This is a genomic window from Synechococcus sp. W55.2, from assembly GCF_047461635.1.
In the GTDB taxonomy this organism is placed as follows: Bacteria; Cyanobacteriota; Cyanobacteriia; order Thermostichales; family Thermostichaceae; genus Thermostichus.
The window spans coordinates 18,594-37,284 of the sequence record NZ_JANSHM010000012.1; the positions used below are offsets into that span (position 1 = coordinate 18,594).

16 protein-coding genes are annotated in these 18,691 nt (G+C 61.6%); 9 read left to right on the forward strand and 7 right to left on the reverse strand.

Features of this window, described 5'->3' with window-relative positions:
- Positions 1-118 precede the first annotated feature (118 nt).
- The 5 genes from NW828_RS04285 (at position 119) to NW828_RS04305 (ending at position 6,998) form a co-directional block, all read left to right on the forward strand.
- The gene (locus NW828_RS04285; RefSeq protein ID WP_011433133.1) at positions 119-460 is read left to right on the forward strand and encodes a c-type cytochrome; all 342 of its coding nucleotides are present in this window, start codon (positions 119-121) and stop codon (positions 458-460) included.
- Entirely contained in the window at positions 460-807 is a 348-nt protein-coding gene (locus NW828_RS04290; protein WP_414381833.1) for a hypothetical protein, read from the forward strand. The genes NW828_RS04285 and NW828_RS04290 overlap by 1 nt, the downstream gene beginning before the upstream one ends.
- Before the next feature lie 62 nt (positions 808-869).
- Positions 870-1,463, forward strand: a complete 594-nt coding sequence (locus NW828_RS04295) for a YcnI family protein (protein ID WP_414381836.1) — start codon at positions 870-872, stop codon at positions 1,461-1,463.
- Between the two features lie 17 nt (positions 1,464-1,480).
- Positions 1,481-3,073, forward strand: coding sequence for a copper resistance CopC/CopD family protein (locus NW828_RS04300; protein WP_414381838.1), 1,593 nt, complete (start codon positions 1,481-1,483; stop codon positions 3,071-3,073).
- A 157-nt stretch (positions 3,074-3,230) separates the two neighbouring features.
- Positions 3,231-6,998: a tetratricopeptide repeat protein gene (locus NW828_RS04305; protein ID WP_414381841.1), complete on the forward strand. Its 3,768-nt coding sequence runs from the start codon at positions 3,231-3,233 to the stop codon at positions 6,996-6,998.
- Positions 6,999-7,091: 93 nt separating this feature from the next.
- On the opposite strand, the gene lysS is transcribed toward NW828_RS04305, so the two are convergent.
- From lysS to trpB, 7 genes are all read right to left on the reverse strand, one after another.
- On the reverse strand, positions 7,092-8,627 hold the full coding sequence (gene lysS / locus NW828_RS04310) for a lysine--tRNA ligase (protein WP_414381844.1): 1,536 nt from the start codon (positions 8,625-8,627) through the stop codon (positions 7,092-7,094).
- Between the two features lie 54 nt (positions 8,628-8,681).
- Complete coding sequence (locus tag NW828_RS04315; RefSeq protein ID WP_414381847.1) at positions 8,682-9,491, reverse strand: Uma2 family endonuclease; 810 nt, start codon at positions 9,489-9,491, stop codon at positions 8,682-8,684.
- 218 nt (positions 9,492-9,709) lie between these two features.
- The gene (gene radA, locus NW828_RS04320) at positions 9,710-11,104 is read right to left on the reverse strand and encodes a DNA repair protein RadA (RefSeq protein ID WP_414381850.1); all 1,395 of its coding nucleotides are present in this window, start codon (positions 11,102-11,104) and stop codon (positions 9,710-9,712) included.
- A gap of 12 nt (positions 11,105-11,116) precedes the next feature.
- The gene (aroC, locus tag NW828_RS04325; protein WP_414351901.1) at positions 11,117-12,253 is read right to left on the reverse strand and encodes a chorismate synthase; all 1,137 of its coding nucleotides are present in this window, start codon (positions 12,251-12,253) and stop codon (positions 11,117-11,119) included.
- A 53-nt stretch (positions 12,254-12,306) separates the two neighbouring features.
- Positions 12,307-13,071: a pantothenate kinase gene (locus NW828_RS04330; protein WP_414381853.1), complete on the reverse strand. Its 765-nt coding sequence runs from the start codon at positions 13,069-13,071 to the stop codon at positions 12,307-12,309.
- Positions 13,061-13,795 carry an AMMECR1 domain-containing protein gene (locus tag NW828_RS04335; RefSeq protein ID WP_414381856.1) on the reverse strand — a complete coding sequence of 245 codons (735 nt, stop codon included), beginning with the start codon at positions 13,793-13,795 and terminating at the stop codon, positions 13,061-13,063. The genes NW828_RS04330 and NW828_RS04335 overlap by 11 nt, the downstream gene beginning before the upstream one ends.
- Before the next feature lie 37 nt (positions 13,796-13,832).
- Positions 13,833-15,086, reverse strand: coding sequence for a tryptophan synthase subunit beta (gene trpB, locus NW828_RS04340; RefSeq protein WP_414381858.1), 1,254 nt, complete (start codon positions 15,084-15,086; stop codon positions 13,833-13,835).
- 180 nt (positions 15,087-15,266) lie between these two features.
- Here trpB and NW828_RS04345 point away from each other — a divergent pair, with 180 nt between their 5' ends.
- The 4 genes from NW828_RS04345 to NW828_RS04360 all read left to right on the forward strand — a co-directional run bounded on the left by NW828_RS04345 (position 15,267) and on the right by NW828_RS04360 (position 18,632).
- Positions 15,267-15,626: a hypothetical protein gene (locus NW828_RS04345; RefSeq protein WP_011433121.1), complete on the forward strand. Its 360-nt coding sequence runs from the start codon at positions 15,267-15,269 to the stop codon at positions 15,624-15,626.
- 259 nt (positions 15,627-15,885) lie between these two features.
- Positions 15,886-16,428 (forward strand): hypothetical protein, encoded by a 543-nt coding sequence (locus NW828_RS04350; RefSeq protein WP_414381861.1) that lies wholly within the window; start codon positions 15,886-15,888, stop codon positions 16,426-16,428.
- Between the two features lie 48 nt (positions 16,429-16,476).
- The gene (locus NW828_RS04355; protein WP_414344372.1) at positions 16,477-17,040 is read left to right on the forward strand and encodes a helix-turn-helix domain-containing protein; all 564 of its coding nucleotides are present in this window, start codon (positions 16,477-16,479) and stop codon (positions 17,038-17,040) included.
- Positions 17,040-18,632: an Hsp70 family protein gene (locus NW828_RS04360; RefSeq protein ID WP_414381864.1), complete on the forward strand. Its 1,593-nt coding sequence runs from the start codon at positions 17,040-17,042 to the stop codon at positions 18,630-18,632. Before NW828_RS04355 ends, NW828_RS04360 begins: the two co-directional genes overlap by 1 nt.
- Positions 18,633-18,691: the final 59 nt, after the last annotated feature.

Genomic DNA, 18,691 nt, shown 5'->3' on the forward strand with positions numbered 1-18,691 from the left:
CGACAGGCCGTCTTTTGACCTGGCCCAGCGGGCTTGGGACAATAGGCCAACTTTGTTCGCGTTAGCAGCGCAAAGCACGAAGGCTAGTTTTGGGTCAATCTCTGAGGTGAAAATGCGAATGATCAACCTTTTTATCGGGCTTTTGGTGGCAGTATTTGCCCTCTTTTTAGGCCCGCAAATGGCTTCTGCTGAGCCTGATTTGGCCTTGGGAGCCAAGGTCTTTCAGGCCAAATGTGTGGGTTGTCACTTGAACGGGCGCAACACTTTGGTGGCAGCGAAAAACCTTTCTCTGGCGGCTCTTCATGAGTACCACGTAGACACCCCTGAGCTGATCCAGGCCCAAGTGAGAAACGGCAAAGGGGCCATGCCGGCTTTTGCCAAGATTCTCAAGCCGGAGGAGATCGAGGCGGTGGCGGCCTACGTTTTGGATCGCGCTGAGCACAACTGGAGTAGAGGCTAGTGTCCAAAGAGAGGACTCAAGATCCAGCCCTGCTCCAGGGGAGACCAGTGGAGCGGCTGCCTCACGAGCAGGGATGTGAAGGACAGGGATCCCGCCGCAAAATCTTGTCGGTTGGCGTGGGAGCACATGGCTTGGTGGCGGTGGGCATTTCCGCCCATGGGGTGGTGGCCATCGGCGTGGTGACCCACGGCATCCTCTCTATCGGCCTAGTGGCTATGGGGGCGCTCTCCTTCGGGCTGGTGTCGATGGGTTTGGCCAGCGCCGGCCTGGTGTCGATGGGCCTCTCCAGTTGGGGACAGCACAGCATGAGCATAACGGAATCCCACGGATCCCATCACCACCCCTAGGTTTTGACCAACAAACACTGCATTTTTCTCTTTCTCTACAGGCTTGTAAGGAGCATCTGCGAATGTTCAGTCTGCAAAGATACTTGACCCTGGCCAAGCAATCTCTGCTGGCCCTGGGAATGAGTTTTTTACCCCTTTCCTCTGCCTGGGCCCATGTTACTGTCCATCCCAAAGAGGCCCCGGCGGGCAGCTTTGTTAAGCTTACCTTTCGAGTGTCCCACGGATGTGATGGATCTCCAACCGTTCGTCTGCGCGTGCAGATCCCGGAGGGATTTGTCTCTGTGAAGCCGGTGGTTCACCCCCTCTGGAAAGTTGAAACCGTGAAAAAGCCCCTGGCAACTCCCTACGAGATGCACGGAAAGATGATCACTGAAACGGTTTCTGAGGTGATCTGGAGCGGCGGCTCGCTGCCAGACGGGCTCATGGACGAGTTCAGCATTGGTGTGAAGCTGCCGGATCGCCCTGGTGAGACTATAGCTATCCCGGCAATCCAGGAGTGCGAGCAGGGCATGTACCGCTGGATCCAGGTGGCTCAGCCTGGCGAGGATCCCAACAGTTTGCCGGAGCCGGCTCCGCTGCTGAAGCTGACAGGTGGAGACAGTGGACATGGGCAAGGCCACGGGCATGGACATGGGCATGGTCACGGTACCCGCTAAGCGGTCTGCTTAGGAGCATGTTTCATCCCAAAAGGGGTTTTGCTTGGATTTGGTCTGGGATCCTCTGCGCCTTGCTGTGGGTGGCCGGGATCCAGCCCGTTTTTGCCCATGCCAGCTTGCTATCCACCTTCCCGGAGGATGGGGCAGTGTTGCAGGAAGCTCCGGCCCAGGTGCGGCTTGTTTTCAATGAGCCGGTGCAGATCACACAGCTCCAGGTTTTAGACAGCAACGGACGAGCTCTGCCCTTGGAAAATCGGGTGACCAGGGGTGAGGCACCGCAGGGGGATCTGCCCCAGGAGATCCCAGAGGGGGTTTACATTGTCAGCTGGCGGGCCATTTCTGCCGATTCTCATCCGGTAAGCGGTTCGTTTGTTTTCCTGGTGGGAGCGGATCCGGAGCGAGTTCAGACGGTGAGGGCGACCCAGCTTCAAGGAAGGGATCCCTTGTACTGGCCGCTGGTGGGGGTGCGCTGGGGGATCTACTTGGGCAGCCTTTTTGTGGTGGGGGTGCTGGGCTGGTGGCGACTGTTGCGGGGGCGGTTAAACGCCGAGGCCGGATCTTGGGCTTTTGCGACAGCTTGGATCACCCTCAGTTTGACCGCGGTGGCCTTCGGTTTGCATTTGGCCCAGCTTTACCCCCACTTCAATGGGCGAGAGCTGCTGGGTGTGGTGCTCTCTCCCTATGGTTGGGGTACAGGACTGCGGCTGGTGGGGCTAGGGATCCTGATCTGGGCCTGTGAGGGAGGTGCCGTCTGGGCCAGCGGTATGGGGTCGGTGTTGGTGCTCGGCTCCTTTTTGCCCATTGGCCATGCTCTCACCAGTGAGCATCCGATGGGGACAATGGCGCTGCTGGGGCTGCATCTGGCCGGTTCAGCTTTCTGGTTGGGAGGGCTGTGGGGGCTGGAGCGCCTGCTGGGCAAGGAATCTGCTCCCTACCCATCTGTAGGCATCATCCAACGGTTTTCTGACGTGGCCACCTGGGCGGTACCGGGGCTTATCCTGGCGGGGGTGGGGATGGGTGGGATCCACCGCGGCTGGGACTGGGATCATCCGTATGGGCAGTATCTCTGGGCCAAGCTGCTGCTGGTGCTGATGATGGTGGGGTTGGGCGCCCACAACAAGTTTCGGCTGGTGCCGGCATTGCAACAGGGTGGGCAGACGGTGGGCCGGTCGCTGCGCCGGATCGTCCGCCTGGAGTTGGTGGGGCTGATGCTGGTGCTGGGCTTGACCAGCTTCCTGGTGGCCCAGGCTCCCCCCAGTCATGGGAGGCAGGGCATGGGATCCCCCCTGGAATCAGGTTGGCAGACCAGTTGTGAAGAGAGCTTGAACTGGCCGGAAGGCAGCCTGCACCTGAAGATTCTGCCCTGCCGTCCTGGGGAAAATCAAATTCGGGCTGAGGTGAAGGGAGTCCCGGCCCAGGAATTGACCCTTGGGTTTTCCCTGCCAGAACAGGGGATCCCCCCTCTACGCCGCACTGTAGCGCCGGATAGGCCTGGCCAATTTGTGGTGGAAAATGTGCCCCTAGCCCTGGCGGGGGAATGGCAGATCGAGGTGAGACTGCTGATCAGCGATTTTGAAGAGCGGCGAGGTCAGATCGCGGTTTCTCTCTGACTGAATTGTTACAGACATTGAAGATCGCGAAAAGAAAAAGCAGAAAAAGACCCTGGATAGGAGCTGTGGATTGCTCCGCCCAAGGGCGTCCGCTTGTGGCAGAATCGAGCCAGCTTGCAGTGGCAAAAGGCTGCGCCGCTCAGGGACTGACTTGGCCATGGAAGACAAGATCAGAGCGGGAAGTGTGCTCAGGGGACGCTATCGCATTCTCCATCCCCTCGGGGAAGGGGGATTTGGCATAACCTACAAGGCGGTGGATCAAGACACCTTCGATAGCCCCTGCGTCGTCAAGCGCCTTCGCCCCCTCTCCACGGATCCTTATACACTGGCCACGGCTCGCAAGCTCTTTGAACGGGAAGCCAAGGTTCTCAACCGGCTCAACCACTTCGACCAAGTGCCCCGCCTTTTGGCCCACTTCGAGCAGGATCAGGATTTTTACTTGGTGCAAGAGTTTGTTGCCGGGCATGATCTCAGCCAGGAGCTGATCCCGGGCAAGCCGCTGAGCGAGGCCGAGGTTTTGCAACTGTTGTGGGATATTTTGGAGATCCTGCGCCATGTACACGCCCACCAGATCGTCCATCGGGATATCAAGCCGGCCAACCTGATGCGCCGCGATGCCGATGGCAAGTTGGTGTTGATCGACTTTGGGGCAGTCAAGGAAGTGGGGCGGTTGGTCAGCCATGCCCCCGGCCAAACTCAGTTGGCGACGGTGATTGGCTCGGTTGGCTACATGGCGCCCGAACAGCTCAACGGCAAGCCCCAGCCCTGCAGCGACCTGTACTCCGTAGGGGTGCTGGCCATCCAAGCCCTCACCGGTCGTCCTCCCCATAAGATCCGGGACGATCCCCGCACCGGCCAACTGCTCTGGCGGGATTTGGTTCAGGTCAGCGAGGAGCTGGCCGAGATTTTGGATCGCCTGATCTGCCCCCACTGGCAAGAGCGTTTCCAATCGGCTGCTGAGGTGTTGGAGGCGCTGCGGCCCCTGTTGCCTTTTCCCCAAGAGGCGACGCTCGGCGATGTTTCGGTGGATCAGGTTTTGGTGACGCGCCTGTTGGCCCGCGCACAGGAGAAAGCCCGCCAAGGGGATTTCCAGGGGGCGATTGCCGACTGTACGTTGGCCATTCAATTGGATCCCCAAAATAGCCGCGCCTACAGCCAGCGGGGCAGCGCCCGCTACAAAAGTGGGGACTTGGCAGGGGCCATCGCAGATTACACCCAAGTCATTCAACTGGCAGGGGACGCCCGCGCCTATTTCAACCGCGGCATTGCCCGCTACCGGCTGGAGGACTACGAGGGAGCTGTTGCCGACTACACCCAGGCTCTCGGCCTCAACCCACAATGGGCGGTGGCCTACTACAACCGTGGCAATGCTTACCGGCAACTCAATCAGCAGCAGCAGGCCATCGAAGACTATTCGCGGGCCATTGAGCTCAACCCGGAAGATGTGCGGGCCTATTTCAACCGCGGCGTGGTGCGCGGCCATCTGGGAGATGCGCAGGGGGCAGCAGCCGATTTTTCCGAGGTGATCAAGCGGGACCCTCAGGACGGGGAAGCCTACTTCAACCGGGGAGTGGCGCGGGTCCAGTTGTCAGATTTGCAAGGGGCCGTCGAGGACTACACCCAAGCGCTGCAGTTGGATCCTCGCCACGGCAAAGCCTATTACCACCGGGGCCTGGCCCGGCAAGCGTTGGGGGATCCCCAAGGGGCCGTTGAAGATTTTTCTCAGGCCCTATCCCTACGGTCTGCTGAGGCCACTGAGCTACCTGAGGCAGAGGCGGCAGCCCAGGCGGATCTCTACTTGCAGCGGGCCATGGCCTACCTGAGCAGCAACACCCTGGAGCCGGCGCTGGCCGATTGTGAACAGGCTCTCCGTCTGGATCCCAACCTGTCGCGGGCCTATCTCTGCCGGGGCTTGGCCCGTCAGGGGCTGGGGGATCCCGGCGGCGCTCTGGCAGACTTCAACCGCGCCCTGGAGCTGGATCCCCAAATGGCCAAAGCCTACCTCAACCGGGGCATTGCCCACCTGGACTTGGGCAACATTGAAGCGGCTTTGTCCGACTTGAACCAGGCCATTGCTTTGGATCCCCAAGATGCCAGTGCCTACAGCAGCCGCGGGCGAATCCATTGGCTGTTGGGGGATCCCCTGGCGGCTCTGCAGGATTACACGGCTGCCCTGGAGCGGGATCCGCAGAACCCTCAGCTCTACCTCAACCGCGGCCAACTCCATGTTGAGCGGGAAGATTGGCCGGCAGCCTGTGAGGACTTCTCGCAGGTGTTGCAGTGGGCGGCGAGGCCTGGGATCCCACGCGGGCCGGAGCTGCTGGTTAATGCCCATCTGCGCCGCGGTATGGCACGGCAACGGTTGGGGGATTGGCAGGGAGCGCTGGCCGATTTCGACCAAGCTCTGCAAGGGGATCCTCAGTCGGGCTTGGCTTATTTCCATCGCGGCCAAGTGCGGGCTGATCTGGGAGATGGGCTGGGGGCCATCCAGGATTACCACCAGGCTTTGGCGCTGGGGGTGGCAGTGGCCGAGGCGGATATCCGCCGAGATCTGGCGCGGGCCCAAATCCAGACAGGGGATCTGCAGGCGGCCTTAGAGCAGTTGAACGAGGCGGTGCGCTTGCAGCCGGAACGGCGGGATCTGCGCCAAGAGCGAGCTGAGTTGTGCCGACGGCTAGGCCGGTGGCAAGAAGCAATTGCCGACTACGACGAGGTGTTGCGGCAGGATCCCCAGGACTGGACGGCTTGGCTGGGACGGGGCATGGCCCATGGACAGGTGGGCAACTGGGCTGCCGCCCTTCAGGATCTCAGCCGGGTTTTGCAGCAGGATCCTGACCACAGGGAAGCGCTGTGGCACCGAGGACAAGCCCTGCAGCAGTTGGGTCAGACCGAAGCGGCCTTGCAAGATCTAAACCGTCTGCTGCAGCGGGATCCCCAACACAGGATGGCCCGCTTGGCCCGCGGCTCTCTGTTGTTGACGTTGGCAGTGCGCGGCACCGTTCCTGCAGCGGGCGTAGCCTTGGAGCAGGCCGAATCCGACTTCGACCAAGTCATCCAGGAAGAGGCCCAAGACGGGGAACAGTCCCGGCAGCTCTATCTGGAGGCCCACCTGAAGCGGGCCCAAGTCCGCCGCCTGCGCCACAACCTGGAGGGGGCAATAGCCGATTGGGATCGGGTCTTGGAGCTGGCCAGCCCAGGGGATCCAGAAGCGCTGGTCACCGAAGCCCTGTTGTATCGGGGCTTGTGTCGCCAAGAGAGGGGGGATCTGGCTGGGGCGTTGGCCGATTTCACGGCGCTGATCCAGCAGCAACCGCAGGCTTCTCAGGCTTTTGCTTTGCGGGCAACGGTGCATCTGGCTTTGGGGGATCAAGAGGCGGCATTGGCGGATCTCAACCAAGCTCTGAGCCTCGACCAGAACTGGGGGGTGGCCGATGCTGCCCTGGCCTACCGTCAACGGGGGGATCTGCACCGGCAGGCCAATCGCCCTGAGCTGGCCATTGCCGACTACACGCGGGCCCTAGCCTTGAACCCTCAGGAGCGCCCTGCTTTGCTCTGCCGAGCTCTCTTGTGGGATCGCGCGGGACAGACGGACAAAGCTTTGGAAGACTACACCCGACTGCTGCAACTGGAGCTGGATCCCCAGGAGCGGGTCTGGGTTTTGAACAACCGCGGCTGGGCCTACGCCCAACAGGGGGATTTTTCGGCGGCCATCCGCGACTACGACCAAGCCATAACACTCTGCACTGCTGACGCGAGCGATAGGGATCCCTGCCACCTCAAGGCCCACCTCAACCGCGCCCTGGCCCGGACTGCCCTTGGGGATTGGCAGAGAGCCTGCCAGGATTTCCAGGCTGCCCTCCAGATGCAAGGGTACGAAGGTCGGCTTTTGGAAGACGTTATCGCTAGTTATTTCAAAATAGGTTGAGACACTTCCCAAAGGCTCCGCGCCGTCGCCGCGGCCACCTCCAACCTCTCTTAGAAATCGATGGGATTTGAATGGACAGTTAGAGGGATCGGCTCAAGCCTCCTCCGCCACTTCTCCCGTCTCGGGCCGCAGCAGCGGAAAGGCAATGACATCGCGAATGCTGGGGGCATCACACAGCAGCATTGTCAAGCGGTCGATCCCCACGCCCAGGCCACCTGTGGGGGGCAGGCCATATTCCAAGGCCGTGAGGAAGTCTTCATCCAGAAAGTGGGCCTCCTCATCTCCGGCTGCCTTCAGGGCTGCCTGGGCCTCCAGCCGCTGCCGCTGATCCACCGGATCGGTGAGCTCGGAGTAGGCGTTGGCCGTCTCCCGCCCAACGATGAACAGCTCGAAGCGCTCGGCCAACCCCGGTTTGCTGCGGTGGGGCTTGGTGAGGGGACACACATCCAGGGGGTAGTCCAGAACAAAGGTGGGCTGGCGCAGGCGGCTCTCGCAGCAGTGCTCAAAGGCTTTGACCAGCAACTGGCCGGGGGAGTCCTGGGGGGAGAGATCGGGGATCCCTTGGGCGGCCAAGGCCGGCAAGAGCTCTTCAGGGCATCCCTTTTCCACATCGATGAAAATGCCAGTGGCCTCCTCCACCAGCTCCTGCATCGTCACCCGTCGCCAGGGAGGGGTGAGGTCAATGGTTTCCCCCTGATAAGTCAACTGCAGGGATCCCCGCACCGCCAGGGCGGCGTTGCAGACCAGGGTTTCCGTCAGCTCCATCATGGTGTGGTAGTCGGCGAAGGCTTGATAGGCCTCTAGAGAGGTGAACTCCGGGTTGTGGCGGGTGGAGATGCCTTCGTTGCGAAAGACCCGCCCAATTTCATAGACTCGCTCGATCCCGCCCACCACCAGCCGCTTCAGGTGCAGCTCGGTGGCAATGCGCAAGTAGAGATCCAGATCCAGGGCGTTGTGGTGGGTAACAAAAGGCCGCGCCTCCGCCCCGCCGGGGATCACCTGCAACACTGGCGTCTCAATTTCCGCAAAACCTCGCTCTTCCAGAGTCTGCCGCAGGGAGCGGATGATCTGGGCGCGGTCGAGCAAGGTCTGCTTGACCTCAGGGTTGACGATGAGATCGACGTAGCGCTGGCGGTAGCGTTTCTCCACATCCCGCAGGCCGTGCCACTTGTCCGGCAGCGGCAACAGCGCCTTGGTTAGCACCTGGTACTCGTCCACCCGCACCGACAATTCCCCTTTTTCGGTACGCTTGAGGCAGCCCTTGGCCCCCAGCCAATCGCCCACGTCGATGAGCTTGTCCAAGTTCTTGAAGGCCAACTCCCCCATATGCTCCGTCAGCCGTTTCTTGTCTAGATAAAGCTGAATGGTGCCAGAGCGATCCTGCAGGGTAAAGAAGGCCAGCTTGCCCATGACCCGCCGCGCCCGGATCCGCCCGGCCACCGCCACCTGCACATCCTCCCGCTCGCCGCCGGGCTCTAGGTCGGCAAATTGCTCCTGCAGCTCGGCAGCCAGATGGGTAACAGGAAAAGAATAGGCATAGGGCGGGATCCCTTGTTCCCGCAGGTGTTGGGCTTTTTCCAGGCGGGCGGCCCGTTGGGCAACTTCGCTGCTGCTGGGGAGAGTGGACATGGCAGTGGATAGGCAATGGACAATGAAAGCCCCATCAGGGGCGGGATCCCCTTTTCAGGCTTCCGGCGGCGCGATCCCGTGGGAACGCAGCAGCTCCAGAAGGGCTTCAGCCCGCTGGCGTTCTCTTTCGGCGCGTTGATACTCTGCCTCGGCCCGTTGGCGTTCTCTTTCGGCCCGTTGATGTTCCAAAGCAGCCTTCTCTTCCCCGGTGGGCAACACCTCCCCTTCCCGATCACACCAGCGTAGCCATTCCGTGTTCACGCCCTCGAAGGATCCCTGCCAGAGGGTCAAGCCCAACCCGATATCCTCCAGCCAGGTGGACTCGAAGGGGACAAATTCACCTCCCCGCCGCTGAAAAAGGGCCAGAGGGGATCCCTGCAGTTCCCTTAGTTGCCGCAAGGGATCGTAGACCCCATAGTAGCTCACGCCGGCACGGGCATAGTCTTTGAGTTTGCGGCCCAGCTCTTCCCCTTTGCGGTTGGAGACAATCTCGATGACTACATCCGGCGGCTTACCCATCTCCCAGACCAGGTAGGTGCGATCTTCCTTGCGCTCAAAGCTGGCGGGGGGAGCCACCTCCAGGCTGAGCATCACATCGGGCACCAGGGGAGGCAGTTTGAGGGCATAGAACAGACCGACATTGGCCGTGGCCAAAAAGGGGATCGGTTCCCCGGTGTCTTTGGCCTTGGGCTGGAATGAGGTGTAGAGGGCACCGGTGAGCAGGCGCTGCAGCTTCTCCGAGTGAATGCTGTCCACAGGCTCATCGTCCTCGATGACCAGGTCACTAATATCCGGTGGCTCTGGCAGAGGAAATGCCGCCTCCGGCATCGAGGGCTGGACTGGGCTGGAGAGTGCAGAAACCATGCTCACCGGGATCCGTTGCTGGTGCCGCTAACTGAGGGCTGGGGTTTGACTCATGCTACTGAGCTGTTCGCGCAGCAGGCGTAACCTTTTTTGAGACTAACAAAAGTTTTCGGGAACATGATGGACATGCCACCGAAGCAGCGGATGCCGAGCTTGGCCTTTGGAGATAGGCGCAGCAGAGCCCAGCAGCCGGCGACGGGTGGAAGGCAAGGGGATGTTCACTCTGCGCTCTGGGAACCGGGCACAGCCACCAGCAGGGCTTCCAACACCCGCTGCACCCGACTCAGGCGCAGGCCGTGATCCGACAACACAGGGCTGTTGGGGATGATGGCGTGGCGAAACCCCAGTTTGCTGGCTTCTTTCAAGCGCTGCTCCAACTGGGCCACCGGGCGCACCTGCCCCCCCAGTCCCACCTCGCCAATCAGGACTGTAAAAGGATCCACTTGGCGATCCCGGAAGCTGGCGGCCACGGCCACTGCTACCCCCAAGTCGGCAGCTGGCTCGGCTACCTGAATACCGCCGGCAGAGGCGATGTAGGCATCGTATTTGGAAAGAGGGATCCCCACCCGTTTTTCCAGCACAGCCAAGATCTGCAAAAAGCGGTTGATTTCAATGCCGGTGGAGGTGCGGCGGGGGGAGCTGTAGCTGGTGGGGCTGACCAGGGCCTGCACTTCCACCACCAGAGGACGGGTGCCCTCACAGGCGACGATGGTGGCCGTTCCGGGTGTGGCCTGATCCCGGCTGCTCAAGAAAAGCTGAGAAGGATTGTCCACCTCCACCAAGCCGGATGCGGCCATCTCGAAAACCCCAATTTCCTGAGCGGCCCCAAAGCGATTTTTGACGGCGCGCAATAGGCGGTGGCTTTGGAAGCGATCTCCCTCGAAATACAAGACCGTGTCCACCAGATGCTCCAGTACCTTCGGCCCGGCCAGGGATCCATCCTTGGTGACATGGCCCACAATGAGCAGGGCCACCCCCAACTTTTTCGCCACTCGCATCAACAGGCCGGTGCATTCCCGCACCTGGGAAACGGATCCCGGCGCCGAGGTGAGTTGCCCCCAGAAGATGGCTTGGATGCTGTCGATCACCGCCACCTGCGGTTGCAGAGCCTGGATCTCCGCCACGATGGCCTCCAGGTCGGTCTCGGCCAAGAGGTAGAGCTGCTCGCTTTCCACCCCCAGCCGCTCGGCGCGTAGCTTGATCTGCTGGGCTGATTCTTCCCCCGACACGTATAAGATGGGCCCGCTCTTGGCCAGGTGGGCAGCGCTCTGCAGCAGCAGGGTGCTCTTGCCAATGCCCGGATCCCCGCCAATCAACACCAGGGATCCCGGCACAATGCCACCTCCCAACACCCGGTCAAACTCGCCATAGCCGGAGGAGAGGCGAGGGTGGCGATCTGAGGAGACCTGGGAGAGGGGGAGGGCCGACTGGGGGATCCCATTGGCGCGGTTGGACCTAGGAGCGAGGGCTTGGGCCCGTGGGGACTTGGCCGCTGGGGCGACGACCACTTCCGTCAGGGTGTTCCAGGCGCCGCAATGGTCGCAGCGGCCCAAAAACTTGGCATAGCGCTCGCCGCACTGGCTGCACTCCCAGACGGTTTTGGCCTTGGCCATAGCCGGGGACTCCTAGGCCTGGGGAGCAGCGGCGACAGGGAGGGGCACCTCCGGCAAGACCAGGGATCCGCACTGGGCGTGGTGGCGCAGCAGATGGTCGCAGAGGACCAGGGCCACCATCGCCTCCACCATCGGCACTGCCCGCGGCAAGACACAGGGATCGTGGCGTCCCCGCGCCGCCAAAACCGTCTCTTGCCCATTGAGGGTGACGGTGTTTTGAGGCTGGCGAATGGTGGCAGTGGGCTTAAAGGCTACCCGCAGGACGATGTCTTCGCCGTTGCTGATGCCCCCCTGGATGCCGCCGGAGCGGTTGCTGCGGGTGCGCCAGCCGCCGGGGGTCATGTAAAACTCGTCGTTGTGCTGCTTGCCCGTCAGGTAGGTGCCGGCAAACCCCGAGCCAATCTCAAACCCCTTGCTGGCTGGCAGGGACATCACCGCCTTGGCCAAGTCGGCCTCCAGCTTGTCAAACACCGGGGATCCCAGCCCGCGCGGCACCCGGCGGGCTACACACTCCACCACTCCCCCCAGCGAATCCCCTTCCCGCGCCGCCTCCTCAATTTTTTGGATCATGGCCGCCGCCGCTTGGGGATCGGGGCAGCGGACGATATTGGCCTCCACCTGCTCTGCAGTTACCGAGCTGGGATCCACCTGGGCTTCCACGTCTTTTACCCGCTGCACGTAGGCCAGGATCTCCACCCCTGCCGCTAGGCGCAGGATCTTCTTGGCAATGGCCCCGGCAGCCACCCGGCCAATGGTTTCTCGCGCTGAGGCCCGTCCGCCCCCCTGCCAGTTGCGGATGCCGTACTTGGCCTGGTAGGTGGCATCGGCATGGGAAGGGCGGAAGGTGGTGGCCATCTCCTGGTAGTCCTGGGGGCGGGCATCCTGGTTGCGCACCAGGATGTGGATGGGGGTGCCCAGCGTAAAGCCCTGAAAAACCCCGGAGAGGATCTGGCAGCGATCCGCTTCCTGGCGGGGCGTCGTGATGGGGCTCTGGCCAGGACGCCGCCGATCCAGCTCTGCCTGAATGTCGGCCTCGCTCAAGGGCAGCCGCGGCGGGCAGCCATCCACCACCACCCCCACCGCCCCCCCGTGGGACTCGCCATAGGTGGTCACGCAAAACAGGACACCGAAGGAGTTGCCGTTGGCCATGGGATCCCCAAGCAAGAAGCCGTTACTCGCAGGCGGCTGGGAGAGACTGTTTTCTATTCTGCACTAGGGGAGTGGCGGGCAGTGCGGTGCAGCTGGCGGCAGCCGGCAATTCCCCGCAACACCAGGTGGGGATCCCAGCGCAGCTCTGGGTCAAGCGGGCCCAAGTGAGGGTGGAGCCACTTCCCATCCCCGCCGGTCAGCAGCAGGGGGCCTTGGGGAAAGCGGCGACGCCAGTCGGCAATGAACTCGCGCAAGCCAGCCAAGAGGGTGTGGAGGATGCCGCTGCGGATGGCAGCCACGGTGTCGTTGGCCCAGCGAGGGGGCAAGGGATCCTGCGGATCCCACTGCACTTTGGGCAGCAGGGCTGTGTGATCAGCCAACGCCTGCGCCTGCAACCCCAGGCCGGGCAAGATGGCCCCTCCCACCAGGGATCCTTCAGAGTCAGCTCCTGTGAGGGTCAGGGCAGTACCCGCGTCGATGACCAAACAGGGCCAGCCGTAGTGGATCCCAGCAGCCCACAAGGCCAAGGCCCGATCCAGCCCCAGCCCTGGGTAGGGATCCCGCAGCGGCACCTGCGACAGCTCCAACTGATGCACCCAGGGCGATGCTGGCGGCAGGGGGGCAGAGCCCACAGGAGCCAGCCACAGCTCTGTCTGCTGCGGCCAGGACAAGGGCTGGTGAGCAGGAAACCGCTCCACCTTCACCAGGGTCTCCCCCACAAACCAGCCCCAGCGCACGTGAGTGTTGCCCAGCACGGCTGCCAGCCATTCACGACAGCGGTGCGAAGCGCTGAGATCTGCCCCCTCCTCAAAACTCATGCAGCAGCTCTGCCTCCACGCGAAACAGCTCCACCGGCTGGTCGACAGGGATCCCGGCCAACCTCTTAGCGGTAGCAAGCTGCCATTCTGTCGTCAAAGCCTCTCCCGGCAGCAACACCGCTCCCCGGGTTCCAGAGCGGACAAATAGGCCCATGCGGGTGGGATCCACCTGCTCCACAGCGGCAAAAGAACTCCGTCCCGCCGACGCAATGGGCACCACCCGCCGCACAATGGCTACCTGAATGGAGGCCGACTCCAGCTCCCCGGGTTGCAGAGGTACGTAGCGCCAATCGCGGGTGACTGCCCCCACCGCCGCCCGGATGGTGGCCCTGACCAGGTCCTCGCCGCTGGGATCCAAGCTGCCCCAGCAGCCACGGGGCCGACCCTCTGTACTCACCGTTACAAAAACCCCCGCAGAGCGCCGCCAGTGGGGCGGGATCTCCTCTGGAGGTGGCAGCACCTGGCCGGTGGCGAAGTAGTAGGCAATGGCCTGACGCGCCAGCGCCGGCAGGGTGTCAGGGAGAGGTTGTCGCCGGCTGGGAGAGGGGATCCCTGCTGATCGCGTTAGCGGGACGGAGTCCTTATTGAACTCCGTCTCGCCCGTGCGGTTGTGCCAGCGGTGCGGACCACCCACGGATCCCGTCCACAAGCCCAGCCCCGCAGCCAGGAGCAGGCCGAGAAGACCCAGCAATCGAACCGTGAAGTGAACTCGGCAGGTGAACACCCAAGAGAATCCCGTTGGTGGTCACAACAACCGTACTCTAAAAGCTACGCCCTCTCTGCTGCAAATACTTGAAAACGGTGTTCAAATCCTTGTCGCCGCGCCCAGAACAGTTGACCACCACCCGCTGCTGAGGGCCGAGCTGTGGGGCCAAAGTTTTCAGGTAGGCCAGCGCATGGGCCGTCTCCAGCGCGGGGATGATCCCTTCCAGCCGCGACAGCAGCAGCAACGCCTCTACGGCCTCATCATCGGTGGCAGCGTAGTACTCGGCTCGTCCAATTTCTTTCAGATAGCTGTGCTCGGGCCCTACACCGGGGTAATCCAAGCCGGCGCTGATGGAGTGGGCCTCCTGCACCTGCCCTTCTTCATCCTGCAGTAGGTAGCTCATGGCTCCATGCAGGACTCCAATCCGACCGCGGTTGAGGGTGGCAGCGTGGCGGGGCGTGTGCAGCCCTTCTCCGGCAGCTTCAATGCCGATCAGCCGCACCTGGGGATCCCGGACAAACTCGTTGAACAGCCCCAGCGCGTTGGATCCACCCCCCACACAGGCCAGCAACACATCCGGCAGCCCTCCCCACTTCTCCTGGCATTGCTGCCGCGTCTCCTGGCCGATGACATCGTGAAAGGCCCGCACCAGCTTCGGGTAAGGGTGGGGCCCTGCCACCGTACCGATCACATAGTGGGTGGTCTCCACATTCGTCACCCAGTCGCGGATGGCCTCGGAGAGGGCGTCTTTGAGGGTGCGCGTGCCCGATTCCACTCCCCGCACCTCAGCGCCCAAAAGGCGCATCCGCTGCACATTGGGGGCCTGCCGCTCCATATCCAGCGCCCCCATGTAGATGACGCATTCTAGGCCAAAGCGGGCGCACACGGTTGCCGTGGCCACCCCATGTTGGCCGGCGCCGGTCTCGGCGATCACCCGCCGCTTGCCCATGCGCACCGCCAGCAGCACTTGGCCAAGGGCGTTGTTGATCTTGTGGGCGCCGGTGTGGTTGAGATCTTCCCGTTTGAGGTAGATCTGCGGGCCGCCGTAGTATTCGGTTAGCCGCTGGGCAAAGTAGAGGGGGCTGGGCCGCCCAACAAAATCCCGCAACAGGTTGTGAAACTCGACGCGAAAGTCGGGATCCCGCCAGTGATGCTCAAAGGCTTCCTCCAGCTCCGTTAGGGCGCTCATCAGGGTTTCCGGCACAAACCGACCCCCAAACGGCCCAAACCGCCCCTGGGGATCCGGACGCACCTGCGGGTCGAGAGGATCCAAAACACGAGGGGAAAAAGCAAAAGAAGCTGAGGTCATGGCAGAGTCCGTCCGGGCCTTGTAGCCTGCAACTAGAGAGAGGCTTTCCCATTCTACAGAAGGAAGGGGCGATGACCAGTCTCACCTCTCTTCTTCTGCCGTGGGATCCCGAAAAGTTGTTTTGAACAAGGGTCTTCCCAGGATTTTTAAGATAAGGCCGTCCGATTTTGAGGCGGCCTTATGGACAAGCATCTGCAAGAGTTGCTCCAGCAAGAAGATCAAAAGCGCAGAGATGAAGAGGTGCGGCGCACCTATGCCCTTTCTCAAAAGTCCGAGGGGATGGTGATCCTTCTGTCTATTCTGCTTGCCTTCGGAGCCTACCTCTACACGCGGCGGTGGAAAGCTTTGATGGTTTTTCTGGGCTGGTGTTTCTTCCTTGGCGTGTTGTTTAGCGACGACGAGGGAGAGGTTTCCCTACCCGGACTGTTTCTGGCCTCCACCTGGGCAGCGGTAGACAATTGCAGCGCTATCCAGCGGGCAAGAGAAGAAATCGAACGGCTGCGCTCCGGCCAAAACCCTGATGTTGATCGGCAAACTTAAACTTGGTCGACAAAACAAAATAGTGGCCCAAAAATCGGTATTTTATTTCAAACTCTCGAAAAAGATGCTATACCTACTATTTCAAGTGGCACCCAGATACAAGCGGCGCAACCGACCCATTCTCAACGGCAGTGAAACTTGGATTCCTATTCCCTTTGTCTTTTGGGAAAGAGCTTGGACAAACCAAATTCTGTCCCCCTAGGAGAGGGGCTGGAGGTGAGAGAGCTTAGGATAGCTACAGATTAGAGCAATCAAAACCATGAAGTCTGCTGCTCGCCTAGCTTGTCTGCTTGCCGGACTGATCCTAGGAGCGGGGATCCCCGTCATTGCTCCCGCCCCCGCCCTTCCCGTTGCCCAAGCCGGTTTCCGGCCCTATCTCAATGCCCGTTTCGGCTACCGCATCGACTACCCGGCAGACTTTATCCCGCAAGGGGAATCCGACAATGGCGACGGCCAAGTGTTCCTCGGTCAAGACGGGGCTGAGCTGCGGGCTTGGGGTGGGTACAACATCTTTCAAGAAACCCCTGCCAGCGCCCTGCAGGAAGAGCTGCAGCGCAGCCGGGAAAACCAACGCCGGGTTACTTACCAAGCTGTTGGCCGGGATTTCTTTGTGGTCTCCGGCTACGAGCCCGTTCGTGTCAGCGGTGCGGAGCCCTTTGGCCAGCGGATTTTCTATCTCAAAACAGTTGTCCGCCCTTCGCTGCAAGCTGGCTTTGAGTTCGTGTACCCGGCCAGCCGGCGCGAGCGCTATGACCGAGATGTGGAAGCTATAGCCCGTTCCCTGCGCCTTGCCGATCCCTGAGCTAGACCCAAGTTGGGGCATGATCGTAGGGATCCCTGGCAAAACCCAATGGCCGAGAGACCGCTGGATAGTTGGCTGCAGGAACGCATGCGGGTTGTTGGCCTGTCTTCTTGGCGGGCTTTACAGGCCCAGGCCGGGATCAGCCGCCGCGCCCTTGATCAGGTGCGCCAGGGGAAGTGGGGATCCCTGCGCCTGGAGCAACTGCAAAAGTTGGCTGCCGCTCTGCAGTGGGATTTGGGATCCCTACTGCGCCTCAACGGGAATGACAAAATGGGAGCCACCGATTCCTCAGAAGTCCTCTTCTCTCTGCTGCAGCCGCTGCTGACCAGCTACCCCACTGTCCGCCAGATTGCCCAGCGCAAGCCCGATTGGCCGGCCCAAAACGTGACAGCTCTGTTTCGCTCCTTAGACGCTCTGCTGCAGCGCTGGGGGTATGAGCCCATCGGCAACCCCCTGGAGTCCGTCCCCTTTGATCCGCAACTGCATCAACCGGATCAGCTGGATATTCAAAAGGGGGATCCCGTTTACATTCGCTTTGTCGGCTACCGTCGGGGAGATCACATCCTTTGCCCGGCCAAAGTCAGCCGTTCCCTGCCCGGAGGATTGAGCTGATGGCACCTGCCCCCAAAGCGACCCTAGCCATTGATTTTGGCACCAGCAACACGGTGGTGGCAGTTTGGGATCCCGCCCAAGCAGTGCCCCGTCTCCTCACTCTTCCCGGCCTCTCTCGCCCAGACCACTTGGCTATTCCCAGCTTGGTCTACGTGAAGGGAAAAGGCCAGCTCCTGGTGGGGGAAACCGTCCGCGCCGGTCGCTGGGGAGCGGTGGATCCACAGCGGCTGTTTCAAGGGTTTAAGCGGGAGCTGGTGGCAGACTTCGTGCCGCCCCCTCGCCTCTTGGATGGGCAACGCTACGACGCCGAAACGGTGGCCCAAGCCTTTCTGCAGGCGGTCATGGAAGCGGTTCAGAAAGAGGGCCTGCAGCCAGACCGGGTGGTGTTCACAGCCCCCGTGGGATCCTTCGAGCGCTACTTGAATTGGCTGCGGGGAGTGGCCAGTGCCTGTGGCTGGGATCCCGTTCAAATTGTCGATGAAGCCACGGCAGCAGCCCTGGGCTATGCGGTTGGCCAGCCGGGATCCCTAGTGCTGGTGGTGGATTTCGGCGGCGGTACCTTGGATCTCAGCTTGGTGCGCACCCTCGCTCCCCAAGCGGGTAGCCCTGTCCTCAAAGCGGAGGTGATCGCCAAGGCCGATGCCTATGTGGGCGGGGTGGACATCGACATTTGGATTGCCGACTACCTACTGCAGCAACTGGGGCTAAGCCGACAGCAAATTGGAGCTCTGGGCTGGCTCAACCTCCTGGAGCAGGCGGAACAGCTCAAGATCGCCCTTTCCACTCAGATGAAAGCGGTGGGCAGTTGGTTTGACGACGAAGCCCTCACTGCCCATGAGTTGAAGTTAAGCCGGCAGGAGCTGGAAGAGATCCTGGAAGCTCGTCAGCTTTTGGATCAAATCCGCCAGTGCCTAGACGACGTTCTCCTCACCGCCCAGGCGAGGGGATTGGGCAAGAACCAAATTGAGCAGGTGCTCTTGGTAGGAGGCAGCTCCCAACTGCCAGCAGTTCAAGAGCTGCTGCGCTCCTACTTCGGCAAAAAGAAAGTGCGCTGCGAACGCCCCTTCGATGCTGTGGCCCTGGGCGCCCTGCAGGTGGGCCGCCAGGTGAAGCTGGAGGATCGCCTGCACCACAGCTATGCCCTCCGCCTCTGGGATCCCTTGCAGAAAAGCTACATCTACTACCCCCTCTTCGAACAGGGCAGCCCCTATCCCTGCCGACGGGCTGAGCCCTTGATCCTGCAAGTGGCCAACGACGGACAAACGGAGATTCGCCTAGAGGTGGGAGAAGTGGCCCAGGTAGTCCAGTCGGAAGTGGTTTACGACGAGCTGGGGCGGATGAGCAGCCGGCAGCTCACCCGGCAAACCGATTTCCGATCCCTAGCTCCTCTTGGATCCCTGCCCATTCGCCTCAGCGAGACGGAGTCCTTACCGGTTTGTCTGGCCCGTTTGCAGCCCCCTGGCCGCGTGGGAGAGGATCGCCTTCGCGTCGAATTTGCCATTGATAGCTCGCGGCGCTTGTTGGTCACCATCACCGACCTGCAAACTCAGGCGCTCTTGGCAGAGGCCCAGCCTGTAGCCACCTTGAGTTAAGAGACGAAAGTAGAGAGAAGAGAGCGTCTTCACTGCAACGGAAGACAAAGAAAGCAATG